The organism is Streptomyces sp. B5E4 (assembly GCF_039871555.1).
GTDB lineage: Bacteria > Actinomycetota > Actinomycetes > Streptomycetales > Streptomycetaceae > Streptomyces.
On the sequence record NZ_JBDPMI010000029.1, the window covers coordinates 28,361 to 45,969 of the forward strand.

12 protein-coding genes are annotated in these 17,609 nt (G+C 71.8%); 5 read left to right on the plus strand and 7 right to left on the minus strand.

The annotated features are described in order from the left end of the window. Window positions 1-21 precede the first annotated feature (21 nt). Complete coding sequence (locus ABGA99_RS28830; protein ID WP_347583748.1) at window positions 22-1,704, plus strand: MFS transporter; 1,683 nt, start codon at window positions 22-24, stop codon at window positions 1,702-1,704. Between the two features lie 253 nt (window positions 1,705-1,957). Then, window positions 1,958-3,091 carry a haloalkane dehalogenase gene (locus ABGA99_RS28835; protein ID WP_347583749.1) on the plus strand — a complete coding sequence of 378 codons (1,134 nt, stop codon included), beginning with the start codon at window positions 1,958-1,960 and terminating at the stop codon, window positions 3,089-3,091. 266 nt (window positions 3,092-3,357) lie between these two features. Here the strand turns inward: ABGA99_RS28835 and ABGA99_RS28840 are convergent, their stop codons facing one another. After that, complete coding sequence (locus tag ABGA99_RS28840) at window positions 3,358-5,622, minus strand: SpoIIE family protein phosphatase (RefSeq protein WP_347583750.1); 2,265 nt, start codon at window positions 5,620-5,622, stop codon at window positions 3,358-3,360. 161 nt (window positions 5,623-5,783) lie between these two features. Between ABGA99_RS28840 and aspS the strand changes: the two genes are divergently transcribed. After that, window positions 5,784-7,547, plus strand: coding sequence for an aspartate--tRNA ligase (gene aspS / locus ABGA99_RS28845; protein WP_347578219.1), 1,764 nt, complete (start codon window positions 5,784-5,786; stop codon window positions 7,545-7,547). Window positions 7,548-7,728: 181 nt separating this feature from the next. Continuing rightward, a complete protein-coding gene (locus tag ABGA99_RS28850) occupies window positions 7,729-10,275 on the plus strand; it encodes an FtsX-like permease family protein (RefSeq protein WP_347583751.1) in 2,547 nt (848 codons plus the stop codon). Between the two features lie 121 nt (window positions 10,276-10,396). Here ABGA99_RS28850 and pstB read toward each other — a convergent pair whose 3' ends face one another. The 6 genes from pstB to ABGA99_RS28880 form a co-directional block, all read right to left on the minus strand. Continuing rightward, complete coding sequence (pstB, locus tag ABGA99_RS28855; protein ID WP_347578028.1) at window positions 10,397-11,173, minus strand: phosphate ABC transporter ATP-binding protein PstB; 777 nt, start codon at window positions 11,171-11,173, stop codon at window positions 10,397-10,399. Between the two features lie 24 nt (window positions 11,174-11,197). Continuing rightward, a complete protein-coding gene (gene pstA, locus ABGA99_RS28860) occupies window positions 11,198-12,265 on the minus strand; it encodes a phosphate ABC transporter permease PstA (protein ID WP_347583752.1) in 1,068 nt (355 codons plus the stop codon). Then, window positions 12,262-13,260, minus strand: coding sequence for a phosphate ABC transporter permease subunit PstC (gene pstC, locus ABGA99_RS28865; protein ID WP_347578030.1), 999 nt, complete (start codon window positions 13,258-13,260; stop codon window positions 12,262-12,264). Before pstC ends, pstA begins: the two co-directional genes overlap by 4 nt. A gap of 121 nt (window positions 13,261-13,381) precedes the next feature. Further along, window positions 13,382-14,524: a phosphate ABC transporter substrate-binding protein PstS gene (gene pstS / locus ABGA99_RS28870; protein ID WP_347583753.1), complete on the minus strand. Its 1,143-nt coding sequence runs from the start codon at window positions 14,522-14,524 to the stop codon at window positions 13,382-13,384. Window positions 14,525-14,599: 75 nt separating this feature from the next. Then, on the minus strand, window positions 14,600-15,316 hold the full coding sequence (locus ABGA99_RS28875) for a response regulator transcription factor (protein ID WP_347578032.1): 717 nt from the start codon (window positions 15,314-15,316) through the stop codon (window positions 14,600-14,602). Window positions 15,317-15,555: 239 nt separating this feature from the next. Next, window positions 15,556-16,584 carry a PstS family phosphate ABC transporter substrate-binding protein gene (locus ABGA99_RS28880; RefSeq protein ID WP_347578033.1) on the minus strand — a complete coding sequence of 343 codons (1,029 nt, stop codon included), beginning with the start codon at window positions 16,582-16,584 and terminating at the stop codon, window positions 15,556-15,558. Between the two features lie 337 nt (window positions 16,585-16,921). Between ABGA99_RS28880 and ABGA99_RS28885 the strand changes: the two genes are divergently transcribed. Next, the gene (locus ABGA99_RS28885; RefSeq protein ID WP_347578034.1) at window positions 16,922-17,572 is read left to right on the plus strand and encodes an NAD(P)H-dependent oxidoreductase; all 651 of its coding nucleotides are present in this window, start codon (window positions 16,922-16,924) and stop codon (window positions 17,570-17,572) included. Window positions 17,573-17,609: the final 37 nt, after the last annotated feature.

Below are 17,609 nucleotides of genomic sequence, written 5' to 3' on the forward strand. Positions count from 1 at the left end.
GCACGGGGTACTGGAGGAACGGTGCTGAGAAAGTGGCGCGGCAACCCGTGGGCGATCCTGACAACGCTCTCCCTCGGGTTCTTCATGACGCTCATCGACCTGACGATCGTCAACATCGCGATTCCCGACATGGTCGAGGACTTGGACGCCTCACTGGATGAGGTGCTGTGGGTGGTCAACGCCTACACGCTGGCCCTGGCCGTACTGATGATCACAGCCGGGCGGCTCGGCGACCTGCGCGGCAAACGAAATCTGTTCGCCGCCGGCGTGGCGTTCTTCACGCTGGCCAGCCTGGCCTGCGGGCTCGCTCAGGACCCGGCGCAGCTGATCGCGTTCCGCGCGGTCCAGGGCGTGGGTGCGGCGATGCTCATGCCGCAGACACTGTCGATCATCGCCGACGTGTTCCCGGCCGACAAGCGTGGCGTGGCCATGGGCATCTGGGGCGCGGTCGCCGGCGTGTCCGGCGCACTGGGGCCGATCCTGGGCGGCGCGCTGATCAGCGAGCTCGACTGGCGCTGGATCTTTCTGGTCAACCTGCCGCTGGGGGCGCTGGTGCTGTTCCTCGCGGTGGCGCTCATCCCGGACACGCGGCGCGCCGAGCGGCACCGCCTCGGCCTGCCCGGCGTGGCACTCGCCTCGGCCGCCCTGCTCTGTCTCGCCTTCGCCCTGATCGAGGGCGAGCGCTACGACTGGAACGGCTGGATCGTGGCGCTGCTGGGCGCGTCCGCCGCGCTGCTGGTGGCCTTCCTGGCCTACGAGCGCGGGCGGCAGGACGACGAGCCGCTGGTGCCGTTCTCACTGTTCAAGGACCGCAACTTCGCCCTCGTCAACTTCGTCGGCATCGCGGTGTCGTTCGGCATCGTCGGCATGCTGCTGCCGCTGACCATCTATCTGCAGTCGGTGCTCGGCTTCAGCCCGCTCAAAGCCGGTCTCGTGCTGCTGCCGATGGCGCTCGGCTCGATCGTCACCGCCGGGCCCGCGGGCGCCTTCGCCGACCGGATCGGTGGCAAGTACATCCTCATGACCGGGCTGCTGGCCTGGGGTGCCGGGCTGTTCTGGGTGGTGTCCGCGGCCGAGCCCGGCGCGAGCTGGACGACGGTGGCGCCGGGACTGGGACTCATCGGGCTGGGGGCGGGATGCACGTTCGCGCCCATGGCCACCGAGGTGATGCGCAACGTGCCCGCCGGGCTGACGGGCGCCGCCTCCGGGCTGAACAACTCGCTGCGGCAGGTGGGCTCCGTGCTGGCCGGCGCCGTGATCGGTGCTGTGCTGCAGACGCAGATCGCCGCCTCCCTGACCGATGAGGCGCGTCGGCAGGCCACTGCGCTGCCCGAGGACTACCGGGACGACTTCGTCGCCGGCTTCGCCGACTCCGGATCGGCGGGTGGGGATGTCGGAGCCACGCAGAACGCCGCCGCCGACCTGCCGGCCGACATCCCGGACGCGGTGGCGACACGGATGCAGGAGCTGGGCGGGCAGGTCTTCGGCCAGGGCTTCGTGGATGCGATGGGGCCGACGATCGGCGTCTCGGTCGCGGTGCTGGCAGCGGGGGCGGTGGCCTGCCTCGCCGTCAAGCGCCACGTCGGTCCGTCCCCGGCCGGCCACGGGCTACCCGCCGCAGACGACATTCCCGGCGCCGAGGCGGCCACCGACACGGGCGCCGCAACAGGATCCGGGCCCGTGGCCGCCGCCGACCACGCCTGAGAAGGGGAAGGAAGCCACCGCCGTGGCCGGCGGGGTGCGCCCGCGCACCGACTTCACCGTGCACGCCGCGCACGCCGCGCACGCCAGCCTTCCGCCGCGATCCGAACCGGCTGAAGGCGGCCGTGCCCGCCCTGCTCCCGTCGGCCGCGAGACGCGGGTCACATCCGCTGCCCAGGCGTCACGCCGGGATATCCGGCCCGCCTCTCAGATACAAGCCCGTACGACGGGACGACCCGAACGACCGAGGAACACCGTGAACCGAGAACAGCCAGCCGCCGGTCCCGCAGACTCCGCGGACACCACCGGCGCCCTCTCCCCTACGGCCCGCCGCACCTTCGTCGCCGGCGCGGCCGTGCTGGGCGGCACGGCCCTGCTGGGCGGCGCGCCGGGGGCGTCGGCCACCGGGCAGCGAGGGCCGGGCCCCGTTGCCGTCCGAGCCGTGCTGCGTACACCCGACGAACAGTTCGAGGGCCTGACCGACTACCCCTTCCGCCCGAACTACGTCACCATCGACGCGAACGACGGCGCCGGCAGCCGGCTGCGCGTCCATTACGTGGACGAGCGGCCCGCCGATCCGGCCGCCGCCTCCGGGGAGACCGTCCTGCTCCTCCACGGCAACCCCTCCTGGAGCTACCTCTACCGGCACGTCATCCCGCCGCTGGTCGCCGCGGGACACCGCTGCGTGGCGGTCGACCTGGTCGGCTTCGGCAAATCCGACAAGCTCGCGAACCGCTTCGCCTACACCTACGACAGCCACCTCGACTGGCTGCGCCACATCGTCTTCGACCGACTCGGCCTGCGCGACGTGACCATGGTCTGCCACGACTGGGGCGGCCTGCTCGGCCTGCTCCTGCTCGCGGCACACCCGAATCGCTTCCGCCGCGTGGTCGCCTCGAACACGGGGCTGGAGGAGGGCGGCAAGGACCTCGGACCGGGCTGGCAGTACCTGGCCACCTGGCTGCAGTACACCCAGCGCACCGAGCACTTCAAGCCCGGCGACGTCGTCCAGGACTTCACCGCCACAGACCTCACCCCTGAGATCACGGCGGCCTACGACGCGCCGTTCCCCACCGACCCGCACCTCCACGGCGTGCGCCGCTGGGCGGTGCTCATCCCCGTCACCGCCGACGACGAGGCCAACCCGGTGATCCGCGACGCGTGGCGGAGGCTGGAGAAGCTGCGTATCCCCTTCATGTGCCTGTTCGGCGAGCTGGACCACGTCACCCGGGGCGACCACACGGCGCTCAGCAGCCGTATCCCCGGCGCGCGGGGGATGCCCCACACCGTCCTGGCAGGCGCCGCCCACTTCCTCCAGGAGGACCAGGCGCCGCAGTTCGCCGCCGCCGTGGACGACTTCATCCGCTACACGGCCAAGCACAACGGGTAGCCGGCCGCCGTGCGGCGTGGGTGGGACGACGCGCTCCCGCCCACGCCGGTACCGGCACCCTGCCGGCCCGGTTCGCGGTGCCGGCCGTAGCGCCGGAGCACTGGCCGGACAGCGGCGTCGACGGCTTCCGGATCGCCCTTCGGCGCCGCGCCCCGGGCGAGCGGGTGAGGGTGGCCGAGGCAGCCGTGCAGACGGTGGGAGCACCGGTCACCCGGGTGTTCTCCGCCCGCCGAGCACGCCTGTTCCCGCCGCCCGGCCGTACCGCGTCAGAGGGCCGGACGGTCCTCCTCGTGGAACTCGCACCAGATCTCCTTGCCGTCACCCCGGGGTTCCGTCCCCCACTCGCCCGACAGCTCCTGGAGCAGGAACAGCCCGCGCCCCGACGAGGACATTTCGCCCGGGTGGCGGAGGTGGGGGAGGCCGGTGTCCGCGTCGGAGACGGTGACGCGGAGGGTGCGGTTGCCGTGGGGGCCGTCGACGTCGGCGCTGATGTCGGCGTCGCTGTCGGTGTGCAGGAGGACGTTGGCGATCAGTTCGGAGAGGACCAGTTCCGCGGAGTCGACCTGCGCGGGGGTGGACCAGTCGTAGAGCATCGCGCGCAGTTCGTGGCGGGCGTCCGCGGTGCGCTGCTGTTCCGCCTGGGGGACGGTGAGGTGCATGTGGCGGCCGGTGACGGGGGCGGCGCCCGGTTCGCCCTCGCGCGGCGGCTGGTCGCGGCGGAGGAGGACGAGCGCGATGTCGTCCTCGCGGCGCTCCACGTGCGGGCCGGGGGCGGCGTGGGAGCCGGGGCCGCTGACGGCGTCGATGAGCGCGTCCGCCAGCGTCTCCAGGTCGTCGCCCACGTGCCCGGCGTAGGCCCGGCGCAGCCGGTCGCGGCCGGTCTCCAGATCGTGGCCGCCGGTCTCGATGAGCCCGTCGCTGCACAGCAGCATCAGCTCCCCCGGCTCCATGACCAGCCGGGTGACGGGATAGTCCGGCTCCTCGACGACACCGAGGGGCAGACCGCCCTCGGTGGGGCGGACGAGGAGGGTGCTGTCGCCGATGCCCATGGCCGGGTCGAGGTGGCCGGCGCGGGCGATGTAGAGGGTGCCGGTGGCCGGGTCGGCCTTGATGTAGAGGCAGGTGGCGAAGCGGGGGTCGGCGTCGTCGGGCGGGGAGTCGCCTTCGAGGCCCTCGCGCTGGTTGAGCTGGGTGAGGAAGTGCGAGGCGCGGGTGAGTACGGCGTCGGGGTGGTGGCCCTCCGAGGCGTACGCGCGGATGGCGATGCGCAACTGGCTCATCAGCCCGGCGGCGCGTACGTCGTGGCCTTGGACGTCGCCGATGACCACGGCCGTCCTGCCGCCCGGCAGCGTGATCACGTCGTACCAGTCGCCGCCGATCTCCAGCCCGCCGCCGGTCGGCACGTAGCGCGCGGCGACGGTCATGCCCGGCGTCGGCGGCACCTCCTCCGGCATCAGGCTGCGCTGCAGCCCGGCGGACAGCTCGCGCTCGGACTCGTGGACGTGGGCGCGGGACAGCGCCTGCGCCAGCATGCGCGCGATCGTGGTGAGCACGGAGCGCTCGTCGGGCGTGAAGGGCGCGGGGTGGGAGAAGGCCGCCAGCCACACGCCGATGACCCGGCCGGCCACGATCAGCGGTACGTACGCCCACGAGCGCCGGCCCAGCCGGCCGGCGAGCCGCCACGCCTCGGGGAAGCGGCGGCGGTACTCCTCGCGGTCGGCGATGTAGATGGCGCGGCCGGTGCGGACCGCGACGGCGCCGGGGTAGTCGGAGTCGAGGGGGATGTCGGTGAAGGGCTCTTCGTCCTCGGGGCGGTAGCCGTGCTGGCCGATGAAGGTGAGGTAGGTGCCCTCGACACCGAAGACCGCCATGCCGTCGGGCGAGAAACCGGGCATCGACAGGGACGCGGCGACACGCAGCACCTGGTCGGTGCCGCGGGACTCGGCGAGCGCGCGGCCGGCGTCGAGCAGGAACGCCTCGCGGGACAGCCGCCAGTCGCTGGTCAGCGGCGACGGCGGGGAGGTGCCGGCGCCGGCGCCGGGCTGGGGGTACCGCCCGGGTGCGGAGCGCTCCGGGGGAGGCTCGACGACCTCCTGCACGGTGCCGGACATGACCACGTCGCCGGACTCGGGAGCGGGAGCAGTGTCGGTGGCGGGGCCGCCGCCCGTGCCCGCGTCCGGTGCGGCGCCGGGCGCCCGGTCCGTGCCGTGTCCCCCCTCCGCCGGCTCACCGCCGCGGAACGGCCGCATCCGGGTCCGTACGACCCGCAGCTCCGTCCCCCGCTCGTCCACGATCCGCAGCGTCGCCTCCGCCACGGTGCCCTCCGTGCGGGCCAGGTCCATCGCCCCGGCCAGCTCGACGTAGTCGACCCCGTGGCAGCGGCCCCGTACGTTGGCCGCCGTCGTCTCCGTCGGCCGTGCGGGCAGCCCGACGAGCCGGGCGGCCTCGGCGTCCATGGTCACGGTGCCGGAGGCGGTGTCCCAGCTCCACACCCCGGTGCCGACGGCAGCCAGGACCTCCTCGGTGCGCATTGCCCTATTTTAGGGTGATTGGCCGCGTGCGGCCGGGGAGGACGGGGGCGGTAGTCTTGGCGGGCTGAACACCCTCATGGCCGAATCGGTGCCCTCCCGGCACCACATCTCCGGCCGTGAGCGCAGGCCGAAGACGACGAGTCCGACGAACTGGATGGATGATGCACCGGTACCGGTCCCACACCTGTGGTGAGCTGCGCGCGAGCGACGTCGGCAGCGACGTCCGCCTGTCCGGCTGGCTGCACAATAGGCGCGACCTGGGCGGCATCCTCTTCATCGATCTGCGCGACCACCACGGCATCGTCCAGCTCGTCGCCCGCCCCGGCACCCCCGCGAACGAGGCGCTGGCGCACCTCACCAAGGAGACCGTCGTCCGTATCGACGGCGCGGTCGTCTCCCGCGGCGCGGACAACGTCAACCCCGAGCTGCCCACCGGCGAGATCGAGATCGAGGTCGGCGCCGTCGAGGTGCTCGGCGCCGCCGAGCAGATCCCGTTCACGATCAACGCCGAGGACGGCGTCGGCGAGGAGCGCCGGCTCGAATACCGCTTCCTCGACCTGCGCCGCGAGCGCATGCACCGCAACATCATGCTGCGTACCGCCGTCGTCACGGCCATCCGGCAGAAGATGACGGCCCTCGGCTTCAACGAGCTGACCACCCCGATCCTCTCGGCCACCTCCCCCGAGGGCGCCCGCGACTTCCTGGTCCCCTCCCGGCTGCACCCCGGCACGTTCTACGCGCTGCCGCAGGCCCCGCAGCAGTTCAAGCAGCTGCTGATGATGGCCGGGTTCGACCGCTACTTCCAGATCGCGCCCTGCTTCCGCGACGAGGACGCCCGCGCCGACCGCTCGCCCGGCGAGTTCTACCAGCTCGACATGGAGATGAGCTTCGTCGAGCAGGAGGACGTCTTCGCCGTCATCGAGAAGGTGATGACGGAGCTGTTCGAGGAGTTCGGCAACGGCCGGCACGTCACGTCGCCGTTCCCGCGGGTCCCGTACCGCGAGGCGATGGTCAAGTACGGGTCGGACAAGCCGGATCTGCGGGCGGAGCTGGAGCTGTCGGACGTCACGGACGTCTTCGCGGTCAGCGAGTTCAAGGCGTTCGCGGGCAAGCACGTACGGGCCCTGCCGGTGCCGGCCGTGCAGGACCGGCCGCGCAAGTTCTTCGACGCGCTCGGCGACTTCGCCGTCGAGCAGGGCGCCAAGGGCCTGGCCTGGGTGCGGGTCGGCGAGGAGGGCGCGCTGACGGGCCCGATCGCGAAGTTCCTCACCGAGGAGAACGTGCGGGTGCTCACCGAGCGCCTGGGCCTGGAAGCCGGGCACGCGGTGTTCTTCGGCGCCGGCGAGACCGACGAGGTCTCCAAGATCATGGGCGCGGTGCGCGTGGAGGCCGCGAAGCGCGCCGGGCGGTTCGCCGAGGACGTCTACCGGTTCTGCTGGATCGTCGACTTCCCGATGTTCGAGAAGGACGAGGACACGGGCGGGATCGAGTTCTCGCACAACCCGTTCTCGATGCCGCAGGGCGGCATCGAGGCGCTGGAGAGCAAGGACCCGCTGGACATCCTCGCGTACCAGTACGACATCGTCTGCAACGGCGTCGAGCTGTCCTCCGGCGCGATCCGGAACCATGAGCCGGAGGTCATGTACAAGGCCTTCGGCATCGCGGGGTACAGCAAGGACGAGGTGGAGCGCGAGTTCGGCGGCATGCTGCGGGCGTTCCGCTTCGGCGCCCCGCCGCACGGCGGGATCGCGCCCGGCATCGACCGCATCGTGATGCTGCTGGCCGACGAGCCGAACATCCGCGAGACGATCGCCTTCCCCCTCAACGGCAACGCGCAGGACCTGCTGATGGGCGCGCCCAGCGAGGTCGACGAGGCCCGTCTGCGCGAGCTGCACATCGAGCTGCGCAAGCCCCAGCCCAAGTAGGCAGCGCACGTAAAGAGCAGGCTTCCACACCGACGTACGGGCCGGGGCGCCCGGCGGGCCCCCGGCCCGTGGTGGTGCCAGGTACACCCCGGAGCCGGGTGGGCATCCCATGGGGCGAACGGACGCGAATTCCTAGGTTGATGTCATCGACATCGCAGAGGGGAACCGTCCCATGTGGGCCATGGCCATCCGTACGCTCCGCCACAGAACCGCCGCGCTCTCGGCGACCTTCCTGGCGCTCTTCCTGGGCACCGTCATCGTGATGACGTGCGGGGGTCTGCTGGAGACCGGCATACGCAACAACGCGCCGGCGCAGCGCCTCGCGGGCGCCGACCTCGTGGTCACCGGCGACCGCGACCTGCCCCGCGGCGACGAGACCGCCGTCCTCCCCGAGCGCCCCGCGCTGGACGACTCCCTGACCGCGGCCGTACGGAACGTCCCCGGCGTCGAGCGCGCCGTCCCCGAGCGGGTCTTCGAGGCCGCCGTACTCGGTTCCGCAAACGCCCCCGACGCGCAGGCCCACGGCTGGTCCTCCGCGGCCGTCACCCCGTACGAGCTGACCGCCGGCCGGGCCCCGGCGGGCCCCCGCGACGTGGTGCTGGACGAGGCGACGGCGAGGGCGTACGGCGTGCGCCCCGGCGACGAGGTGCGCGTCGCCGCGCAGGGCGGCGCCGAGGCGTACCGCCTGACCGGCGTGGTCCGCACCGCGCACGCCGTCGACCGCGGCGCCGTGTTCTTCACCGACGACCACGCCCGTGCGCTCTCCCCCGCCGTCGCCGACATCGCCGTCACCGCCGCGGCAGGCACCGACCACGGCGAGCTGAAGGACCGCCTCGGCGAGGTCGTCGCGGACCGCACCGCGCAGGCGCAGACCCCGGCGAAGGTCGTCTCCGGCGACGACCGCGGCGCCGTCGAGTACCCCGAGGTGCTGACCCGCAAGGAGGACCTGATCGCGCTGGCCGGCGCCTTCGGCGGGATGGCCACCCTCGTCGCGGTCTTCGTCGTCTCCGGCACCGTCGCGCTGTCCGTCGAGCGCCGCCGCCGCGAGTTCGCCCTGCTCCGCACCGTCGGCGCCACCCCGCGCCAGTTGCGCCGGCTGCTGCTCGCCGAGACGCTGATGGTCGCGCTGGTCGCCGGCGTGGCGGGCCGGTTCGCCGGACCGCCCGCGGGGGAGCGGCTGTTCGAGGAGTTCACCGGCAGCGGCATGGTGTCGGGGGCCGTCACGTACGAGCAGGGCTGGATCCCCGCGGTCGCCGCGGCCGGCGCGCTGCTGCTGACCTCGCTGCTCGGCGGCTTCCTCGGCGGCCGGCGCGGGGTGAAGGTCACGGCCGTCGAGGCGATGGCGGAGTCGACGGTACGGACCCGCTGGGCGACCCCGACGCGGATCGTGGCGGCCCTGCTCTTCCTCGCCGGCGCGGTCGCGCTGGCCATCTTGACCTGGGTGCTCTTCGACGGCCCGATCGCGGCCAGCACCGCCGGGCCCACCGTGCTGTGCACGGCCATCGCCCTCGCGCTCCTCGGCCCCGGCCTGACGAAGCTGTGCACCGTGCTGATCTCGGGACCGGTCAGGGCCGTCACCGGCGCCAGCGGAGAACTCGCCGTCGTCACCGCCCGGACCCGCGCCGTCCGGATGGCGGGCGTCGTCACCCCCGTGATGCTGGCCGTCGCCATGGCCACCGCGAACCTGTACCTGCAGACCACGCAGACCGACGCCTCCCGCGAGGCGTACGCGCAGAACCTGCGCGCAGACGCCGTCGTCGACTCCGCCTCCGGCACCCTCGACCCGGCGCTCACCGCGGACGTCCGCGCCACCGAGGGCGTCGCCGCGGCCGGCGCGTACGTGACCAGCACCGGCTGGATCGACGGCGTCGGCGACGAGGACGGCGTACCGCTGCAGGGCATCGACGCCCGCGGCGCCGCCCGCACCACCGCCCTGGACCCGGTCGAGGCTGGGGGTACCGCCCATGCCCGCAGGGCTATGGGGGAGGTCGCCGACCTCACCGGGCGGACGATCGCCCTGCCCGCCGGTGCGGCGGACGGCCGGAGCGTCGGCGACACCGTCGAGGTGCGCTTCGGCGACGGCGCCGCCGTCGATCTGCGGATCGCCGTGCTCTTCGAGGGCCGCGCCGGATACGACACCGCGTTCGTGCCCGCCGGCCTTCTCGCCGGGCACACCGACGGGGCGCTGCCGCAGCAGATCCTCGTACGCGCCGAGGACGGCACGAGCGCGGCGGCACTGACGGCGAGCCTGGAGAAGACCCTCGCGGACCACCCCGGCACCGCCGTCGCCGACCGCGACGCGCTGATCGAGGCCAACATCAAGGACACCGAGACCCAGGCGTGGGTCAACTACCTGATGGTCGGCATGATCGTCGCGTACACGGCGATCTCCGTGGTCAACAACCTGGTGCTCTCCGTCTCCGGCCGCCGCCGCGAGTTCGGGCTGCAGCGGCTGGCCGGCGCCACCCGCCGGCAGGTGCTGCGGATGCTGACGATCGAGGCGCTGATCGTCGCCGGGATCGGCGTGGCCCTCGGCACGGCGGCCGCGGCCACCGCGCTGGTGCCGTTCAGCCACGCCGCGGCGGACAGCATGGTCCCCACCGGACCGCTGTCCATCTACGCCGCGGTGGTCGCCGGTGCCGTGGCCCTCGCCCTGACCGCCACGCTGGTGCCGGGCTGGGCGGCGCTCCAGGCGCGCCCCGCGGAGGCGGCGCTGGCGGAGGAGTGAGCGGGCGGGCCCGCCCCGGGTGCGGGGCGGGCCCTGGTGTCTTGCGGAGGCACCGCCAGGCAGCACCGCAAGACGGCTCGGCCGGCCGGGGTCCCGGGGGACTCCGGCCGGAGTCCTCGGCTCAGCCGAAGCGGCCGGACACGTAGTCCTCGGTCGCCTGCACCGACGGGTTGGAGAAGATCTTGTCGGTGTCGTCGATCTCGATGAGCCGGCCCGGCTCGCCGACGGCGGCCAGGTTGAAGAACGCGGTACGGTCCGAGACGCGCGCCGCCTGCTGCATGTTGTGCGTGACGATCACGATGGTGAACCGCGTCTTCAGATCCCCGATGAGGTCCTCGATGGCGAGGGTCGAGATCGGGTCGAGGGCGGAGCAGGGCTCGTCCATGAGGAGCACCTGCGGTTCGACGGCGATGGCGCGGGCGATGCACAGGCGCTGCTGCTGGCCGCCGGACAGGCCCGAACCGGGACGGCCCAGGCGGTCCTTGACCTCGTTCCACAGGTTCGCGCCGCGCAGGGACTTCTCCACGACGTCGTCCAGCTCGGACTTCTTGTAGCGGGCGTTGAGCTTCAGGCCCGCGGCCACGTTCTCGTACACGCTCATGGTCGGGAACGGATTGGGCCGCTGGAAGACCATGCCGACCACGCGCCGTACGGAGACGGGGTCGACGCCGGTGCCGTAGAGGTTCTCGTCGTCCAGCATCACCTTCCCCTCCACGCGCGCGCCCGGTATGACCTCGTGCATGCGGTTGATGGTCCGCAGGAAGGTGGACTTGCCGCAGCCGGACGGGCCGATGAAGGCCGTCACGGACTTGGGCTCGACGGCCATCGAGATGTCCTCGATCGCCTTGAAGTCGCCGTAGTAGGCGGTGAGGCCGCTGATGTCGATGCGCTTGGCCATGTCAGATCACTTCTCCTATGGCCGTCAGTGGCCGGTTTTCGGGGCCTTCCAGCGGGCTATGCCGCGGGCCAGCAGGTTGAGGATCATCACGAAGACGATGAGGACCAGGGCGGCGGCCCAGGCGCGGTCGAACGACGCCGAGGTGCCCGCCCCCCACTGCTGGTAGATGTACAGCGGCAGGGACGCCTGGCCGCCGTCGAAGGGGTTGTTGTTGATCGCGGGGCTGCCGAAGACGAGCAGCAGCACGGGGGCCGTCTCGCCGGTGATGCGGGCGACGGCCAGCATGACGCCGGTGGTGATGCCGCCGAGGGAGGTGGGCAGGACGACCTTCAGGATCGTCTTCCACTTCGGTACGCCCAGGGCGTACGACGCCTCGCGCAGCTCGTTGGGGACGAGCTTCAGCATCTCCTCGGTGGAGCGGACCACCACGGGCATCATCAGGATCGCCAGGGCCAGCGCACCGGCGAAGCCGGAGTAGCCGAAGTCCAGGATCATGATCCACAGGCTGAGGACGAACAGGCCGGCGACGATGGACGGGATGCCCGTCATGACGTCGACGAAGAACGTCACCGCCTTCGCCAGCGCCCCGCGGCCGTACTCCACCAGGTACACGGCGGTCAGCAGCCCGATCGGGGTGGCGATCAGCGTGGCGATCAGCACCTGCTCGACGGTGCCCATCAGCGCGTGGTAGACGCCGCCGCCGGGCGCGACGTTGACCACGCCGCTCATCGAGTGGGTGAGGAAGTAGCCGTCGGTGACCTTGATGCCCTTGCTGACGGTCTCCCAGATCAGCGACGCCAGCGGGACGACGGCCAGCAGGAACGCCACCCACACCAGGGAGGTCGCCAGCCGGTCCTTCGCCTGCCGGCCGCCCTCGACGACCGTCGAGATGACGTACTGGCCGACGACGAAGAGGATCGCCGCGATCAGGCCCCACTGGATCCGGCTGCCCAGGCCGCCGAGCACGCCGATGAGCACGGCCACGCCGGTGGCGCCCGCGGCGATGGCCGCCGGTGCCCAGCGCGGCAGCCGTGGCTGCTGGATGCCGAGCCGGTCGACCGGCCGCTTGTCGGCGATGGTCTGCGCGCTCATGCGTTGGCCCCCGAGTACTCCTTGCGGCGCGCGATGATCAGCCGGGCGGCGCCGTTGACCAGCAGCGTGATGACGAACAGGACCAGGCCGGAGGCGATCAGCGCGTCCCGTCCGAACTCCCCGGACTCGCCGAACGACGCGGCGATGTTCTGCGCGAACGTGCCGCCGCCCGCCTGGAGGATCTCCGCCGACAGCAGCGCCGACGGGGACAGGACCGTGGCCACCGCCATGGTCTCCCCGAGCGCCCGGCCGAGGCCCAGCATCGAGGCGGAGATGACGCCGGAGCGCCCGAAGGGCAGCACCGTCATGCGGATGACCTCCCAGCGCGTGGCGCCCAGCGCCAGCGCGGCCTCCTCCTGGAGGCGGGGGGTCTGGGCGAAGACCTCGCGGCTGACGTTGGTGATGATCGGCAGGATCATCACGGCCAGCAGGATGCCCGCGGTCATCAGCGAGCGCGGCGCGGTGCCGTCGAAGGACAGCACGACGGTCCAGCCGAAGTAGCGGTCCAGCCACTCGTACGTGCCGACCAGGTGCGGCACCAGGAACAGGGCGCCCCACAGGCCGTAGACGATGGACGGGACGGCGGCCAGCAGGTCGATGACGTACGCGAGGGGCGCCGCCAGCTTCCGCGGCGCGTAGTGGGTGATGAACAGCGCGATGCCCACGGCGATCGGCACGGCGATGACCATCGCGACGACCGAGGAGACGACCGTACCGAAGGCCAGGACGGCGATGCCGAACTTCGGCGGGATGGAGTTGGCGTCCCACTCGAAGGTGGTGAGGAAGTTGCCCTCGTTGTCCGCGAGGGCGATGGACGCGCGGTACGCGAGGAACGCGGCGATCGCGGCCATGATCAGCAGCAGCGTGATCCCGGACCCCTTCGACAGGCCGGAGAAGACCTTGTCGCCGCGGCGGGAGCCGCCCTTGCCGTCCGACAGCAGGACCTGTGACGGCGGTGGGGCGGGGGTTTCTCTGTCGGTGGGTGGAGCAGTCATACGTGAATCTCCGGTCTGGTGTGGGGCGACGGCGCGGTCAGCGCCCGCGTCCCGGCGGCGGTGCACCGGATGGCCCCCCGCCGGCCCGGCGAAGTGGTTCGCCGGCCGGCGGGAGGGCTGATCAGGACAGGCTGTCGACGGTCTTGGCGACCTCGGCCGCCATCTCCGCGGGCAGCGGGGCGTAGCCGATGTCGACGATCGACTGCTGGCCGGCCTCGCCGGCGGTGTAGGCGAGGAAGGACTTCACCGCGTCCAGGGACTCCGGCTTGTTGCCCTTGTCGCACGCGATCTCGTACGTCACGAGGGTGATCGGGTACGCGCCGTCTTCCTTGGTGGCGTAGTCCAGCTCCAGCGCCATGTCGGGCGCCTCGCCGACCCGCTCGCCGACGGCGATCGCCTGGGAGGCGTTCTCCACGGTGGCCTCGACGGGCTCCGCGGCACCGGTGTCCAGCTTGACGGTGCTCAGCTCGTTGGACTCGGCGTGCGAGATCTCCATGTACGAGATGGCGCCGTCGGTCTGCTTCACCTGCGAGGACACCCCGGCCGAGCCGGTGGCGGCCTGGCCGCCCTCGATCGGCCACTTCTTGTCGGCCTCGTCCGGCCAGGCGTCCTTCACGACCGTGTTGAGGTACGCGGTGAAGTTCTCGGTGGTGCCCGACTCGTCGGAGCGGTGCACGGGCTGGATCTTGGTGTCCGGCAGCTCGGCGTCGGGGTTCAGCTTGGCGATGGCCTCGTCGTTCCACTGCTTGATCTCGCCGTTGAAGACGTTCGCCAGCGTCTCGGCGTCGAGCACCAGCTCGTCCACGCCCTCCAGGTGGTACGCGATGGCGACCGGGCCGCCGACCATCGGCAGGTTGATGCCCTGCCCGCCGGAGCAGACCTCCTTGGACTTCTCCACCTCCTCCGGCTCCAGCGCGGAGTCGGAGCCGGCGAAGGCGGTCTGGCCGTTGAGGAACTCCTCGATGCCGGCGCCGGAGCCGACCGGCTTGTAGTTCACCGTCACGTCGGGGCAGGCGGCCTGGTAGTCGGCCGCCCACTGCTGCACGGCGTTGTCCTGGGCGCTGGAGCCCGAGGCGAGCAGCTCACCGCTGCCGCCGCACTCGATGTCGCCGCCGGCGGCGGCGGAGCTCTTGTCGCCGCCCTTGGCCTTGTCGTCGCCGGAGTCCGAATTGTCGTCCGAGCCGCACGCCGAGAGGACGAGGGCGCTGGAGAGGGCGAGTATGCCTGCCGCGGTGCGGTACCGGATCTTGCTCTGAGACTTCACTGGGGACTTTCCTTCCTGAGGCCGCACTTCCAGGAGCGGCTTGATAACAAATCGAGACAAAAGCAGTCGTGGGGTCTAGGGGAGGTCCGCGGTCGGCGGCACGAAGCGGTAGCCGACGTTGCGGACGGTGAGGATGATCCGTGGATCGTGAGGGTTGTCCCCGATGCGGTCGCGCAGCCGACGGATGTGCACGGCGATCGTGTTGGACTTCGGTGCGCTGCCACCCCACAGCTCGGCGCTGATCTGGTCTCGGGTGACGACCTTCTCGGCATTGGCCACCAGCAGGTGCAGCAGCTTGAACTCGCGAAGCGGAAGCTGCACCAGCCGGCCGTCGACGCGGGCCTCGAAGGTGGCGGGGTTGACGCTGTACGGGCCTGAGGCGACCGTCTGGTCCACGTCGTACGTCGCCGGGCTGGCGACGCCGAGCATCTTCAGGACCTCGTACGGCCGGTAGGGCCGGGCGACGCAGGCGCTGGCCCCCGCGGTGAGCGCCTCCACGGCGTCCTCCGCGTCGTCGGGGCCGACGCCGATGATGACCGGCGTGGCGCTCCGCCGCCGCAGCACCTCCACCACCCGGGCGCCGGGCACGAGCGGCAGCTTGGCGCTGACCAGCAGAGCGTCGGGGGACTGCAGGCCGACCTGGAGCAGCGCCTCCGCCCCGTCGGAGCAGAAGACGACCTTCACCTGATGGCCAGCCAGGTGCTCCGCAAGATCGTGCGCCACCTGTTCGTCCGGATCGGCGAGCAGCAGGACATGCCCGTGTCGCTGGCCGGGTATCGCCGGTGTGTCCATCGGTCGGTCACCACCCCCTTCGTCGCCTCTCATCGAAATCGGTGTCAGCGGACTCGGCCGGTGGTGGCGGTTAACTGAAGGTGAACATCGGAACAGGGGTGCGTGATGCCGTTATCGGCCCGTTATGAACGGCGTGATCCACGACACCTTCCGCCCCTCTGACCGTGTCGCGGCTCACCTTTCCGACCGCCTGGAGGACCACGTGGAGGACCGCCGTACGGGCACGTGGCCGGGGCACCTCACAGCCCGCCCGAGCCGCCCGCGTCCCCGCCGGTGTCGCCCGCGCCGCCCGACCGGTCGCTGTGCTCCTTCAGCCGCGCCAGATCGCGCTCCAGCTCGCTCTCCTGCACCTCGCTGAGCGGGATGTAGCCGGCCTCCGAGGCGAAGTCCGTGTGGCTGTCCACGTAGAACTCGACGAACGTCTCGACCTCGGGGCGCTCCAGCGCCTTCGCCGAGGGGTAGATGAACAGCGGCCGGGCCAGCGGCTTGTACGAGCCGTCCTGGACCGACGCCGTGCTGGGCGCGACGCAGCCGTCGCCGGCGTCGATCTCCAGCGCGCGCAGCTTGTCGCGGTTCTCGTCGAAGTAGGTGAAGCCGAAGTAGCCGAGGCCGCCGGAGTCCTCCGCGACGCCCTTGACGAGGGTGTTGTCGTCACTGCTCGGGGTGAAGTCGGCGCGCGACGCCTTCTCCTCGCCGTTGATCGCCTCGGTGAAGTAGTCGAACGTGCCCGAGTCGGTGTCCGGGCCGTAGAGCTGCAGCGGCTCGTCCGGGAAGGCGGGGTCGACCTCCTGCCAGCTCGTCAGCGCGGAGCCGGGCTCCCAGATGCGCTTGAGCTGGTCGGTGGTGATGCAGTCGATCCAGTCGTTGCCGCGCGGGACGACGACGGTGAGTGCGTCGTTGGCGATGGTCAGCTCGCGGTACGGCACGTCCCAGTTGGCGCAGGTCTCCTTCTCGAAGTCGTTGATCGGGCGGGAGGCGTCGGAGACGTCCGTTTCGCCCGCGCAGAACCTGTCGAAGCCGCCGCCGGTGCCGGACGCCTCGACCGTGACCCGTACCCCCGGCTCCTGCCGGCCGAAGCGCTCGCCGGCCAGCTTCGTCAGCGGCTCCACCGTGCTGGAGCCGTCGATCAGGACCGTCCCGGCCAGCCGCTCGGGCTTGTCCTCATCGGTGCTCGCCTCGCTCTCGCCGCCGCAGGACACGAGGGAGGCGAGGGCGGCCGGGGCGAGGAGGAGGGCGCCCAGGCGGGCGGCGGTGCGCTTCGTCTGCATCGGGCTCACGGGCTGTCACAACTCTCCGCTGATCGATTCGGACATAACTCGGGTCCTGTATCGAAGTGGCGGCAGTCGGCCGTGCGGGGCGGCTTCGGTGAGCAAGGGATGAACAGTGGACGACCAGACATGATGCCGTTATGCGGCTGTGATGAAAGCGCGATCACGGAGCGAACGTGCAGGCGGGAGGGGGTGCGCGGCATGCTCCCGCCCCGCGCGCGGGCGATGCGCGCGACCCGCTAGATCGGATCTAGCGGGCGCGTGCCGGTTTCTGGCGCCTGAAGGGTGAAGGCCCGGGGCGCACCGCCCGGGGTGGCCCGGGACCGGGAGGTGTCCGATGCGGAACGGCGAGTCCGGCGTACGCGAGATGCCCGGCCCCGTGGACGCGGCCGGCCCCTCGGGTGCGTCCGGCGAGTCCGCCCGGCTGCGGATAGCGTGCATCCTCGGCGGCCAGGAGGAGCCCGACTGCCGCCCCCCTGCCGTCGCGCACTGGCTCGACGAGCTGGCCGGCGAGCGCGGCGACATGGCCCTGCGCGTGCTGGACCTCGCCGACTTCGACCTCCCGCTGCGCTACCCCGCGCACCCGACCGAGCAGATGTCCTCGTTCACCGCCGAGCTGGCGTGGGCGGAGGGGTTCGTCGTGGTCACCCCCGAGTGCAACCGCAGCTTCCCCGCCCAGCTCAAGCACGCCATCGACATCGGCTACGACGAGTGGCACGCGAAGCCGGTCGGCTTCGTCTCGTACGGCTTCGGCTGCGACGGCGTACGCGCCGTGGAGCACCTGAGGTCGGTCTTCACCGAGCTGCACACGGTCACCGTGCGGGACTCGGTCGGAATCGACCTGCGCTTCACCGATGAGAAATTCCCGGCCGGCGGGTCCCTCTATTCGGACGGGCTGGTACGCGCCGCCGGCGCCTTGCTGGACCAGCTCACCTGGTGGGGTCTCGCGCTGAGAGAGGCCCGCGCGGCGCGGCCGTACGTGGCGTAGCAAAAGCCGCATATATCACTGATGTTGGAGAATCTGG

Excerpts from the sequence above, each read along its gene's own strand:
- ABGA99_RS28840 (WP_347583750.1), bottom strand. The coding sequence starts at position 5,622 with ATGCGCACCGAGGAGGTCCTGGCTGCCGTCGGCACCGGGGTGTGGAGC.
- aspS (WP_347578219.1), top strand. The coding sequence starts at position 5,784 with ATGCACCGGTACCGGTCCCACACCTGTGGTGAGCTGCGCGCGAGCGAC.
- ABGA99_RS28850 (WP_347583751.1), top strand. The coding sequence starts at position 7,729 with ATGGCCATCCGTACGCTCCGCCACAGAACCGCCGCGCTCTCGGCGACC.
- pstB (WP_347578028.1), bottom strand. The coding sequence starts at position 11,173 with ATGGCCAAGCGCATCGACATCAGCGGCCTCACCGCCTACTACGGCGAC.
- pstA (WP_347583752.1), bottom strand. The coding sequence starts at position 12,265 with ATGAGCGCGCAGACCATCGCCGACAAGCGGCCGGTCGACCGGCTCGGC.
- pstC (WP_347578030.1), bottom strand. The coding sequence starts at position 13,260 with ATGACTGCTCCACCCACCGACAGAGAAACCCCCGCCCCACCGCCGTCA.
- ABGA99_RS28875 (WP_347578032.1), bottom strand. The coding sequence starts at position 15,316 with ATGGACACACCGGCGATACCCGGCCAGCGACACGGGCATGTCCTGCTG.
- ABGA99_RS28880 (WP_347578033.1), bottom strand. The coding sequence starts at position 16,584 with ATGCAGACGAAGCGCACCGCCGCCCGCCTGGGCGCCCTCCTCCTCGCC.
- ABGA99_RS28885 (WP_347578034.1), top strand. The coding sequence starts at position 16,922 with ATGCGGAACGGCGAGTCCGGCGTACGCGAGATGCCCGGCCCCGTGGAC.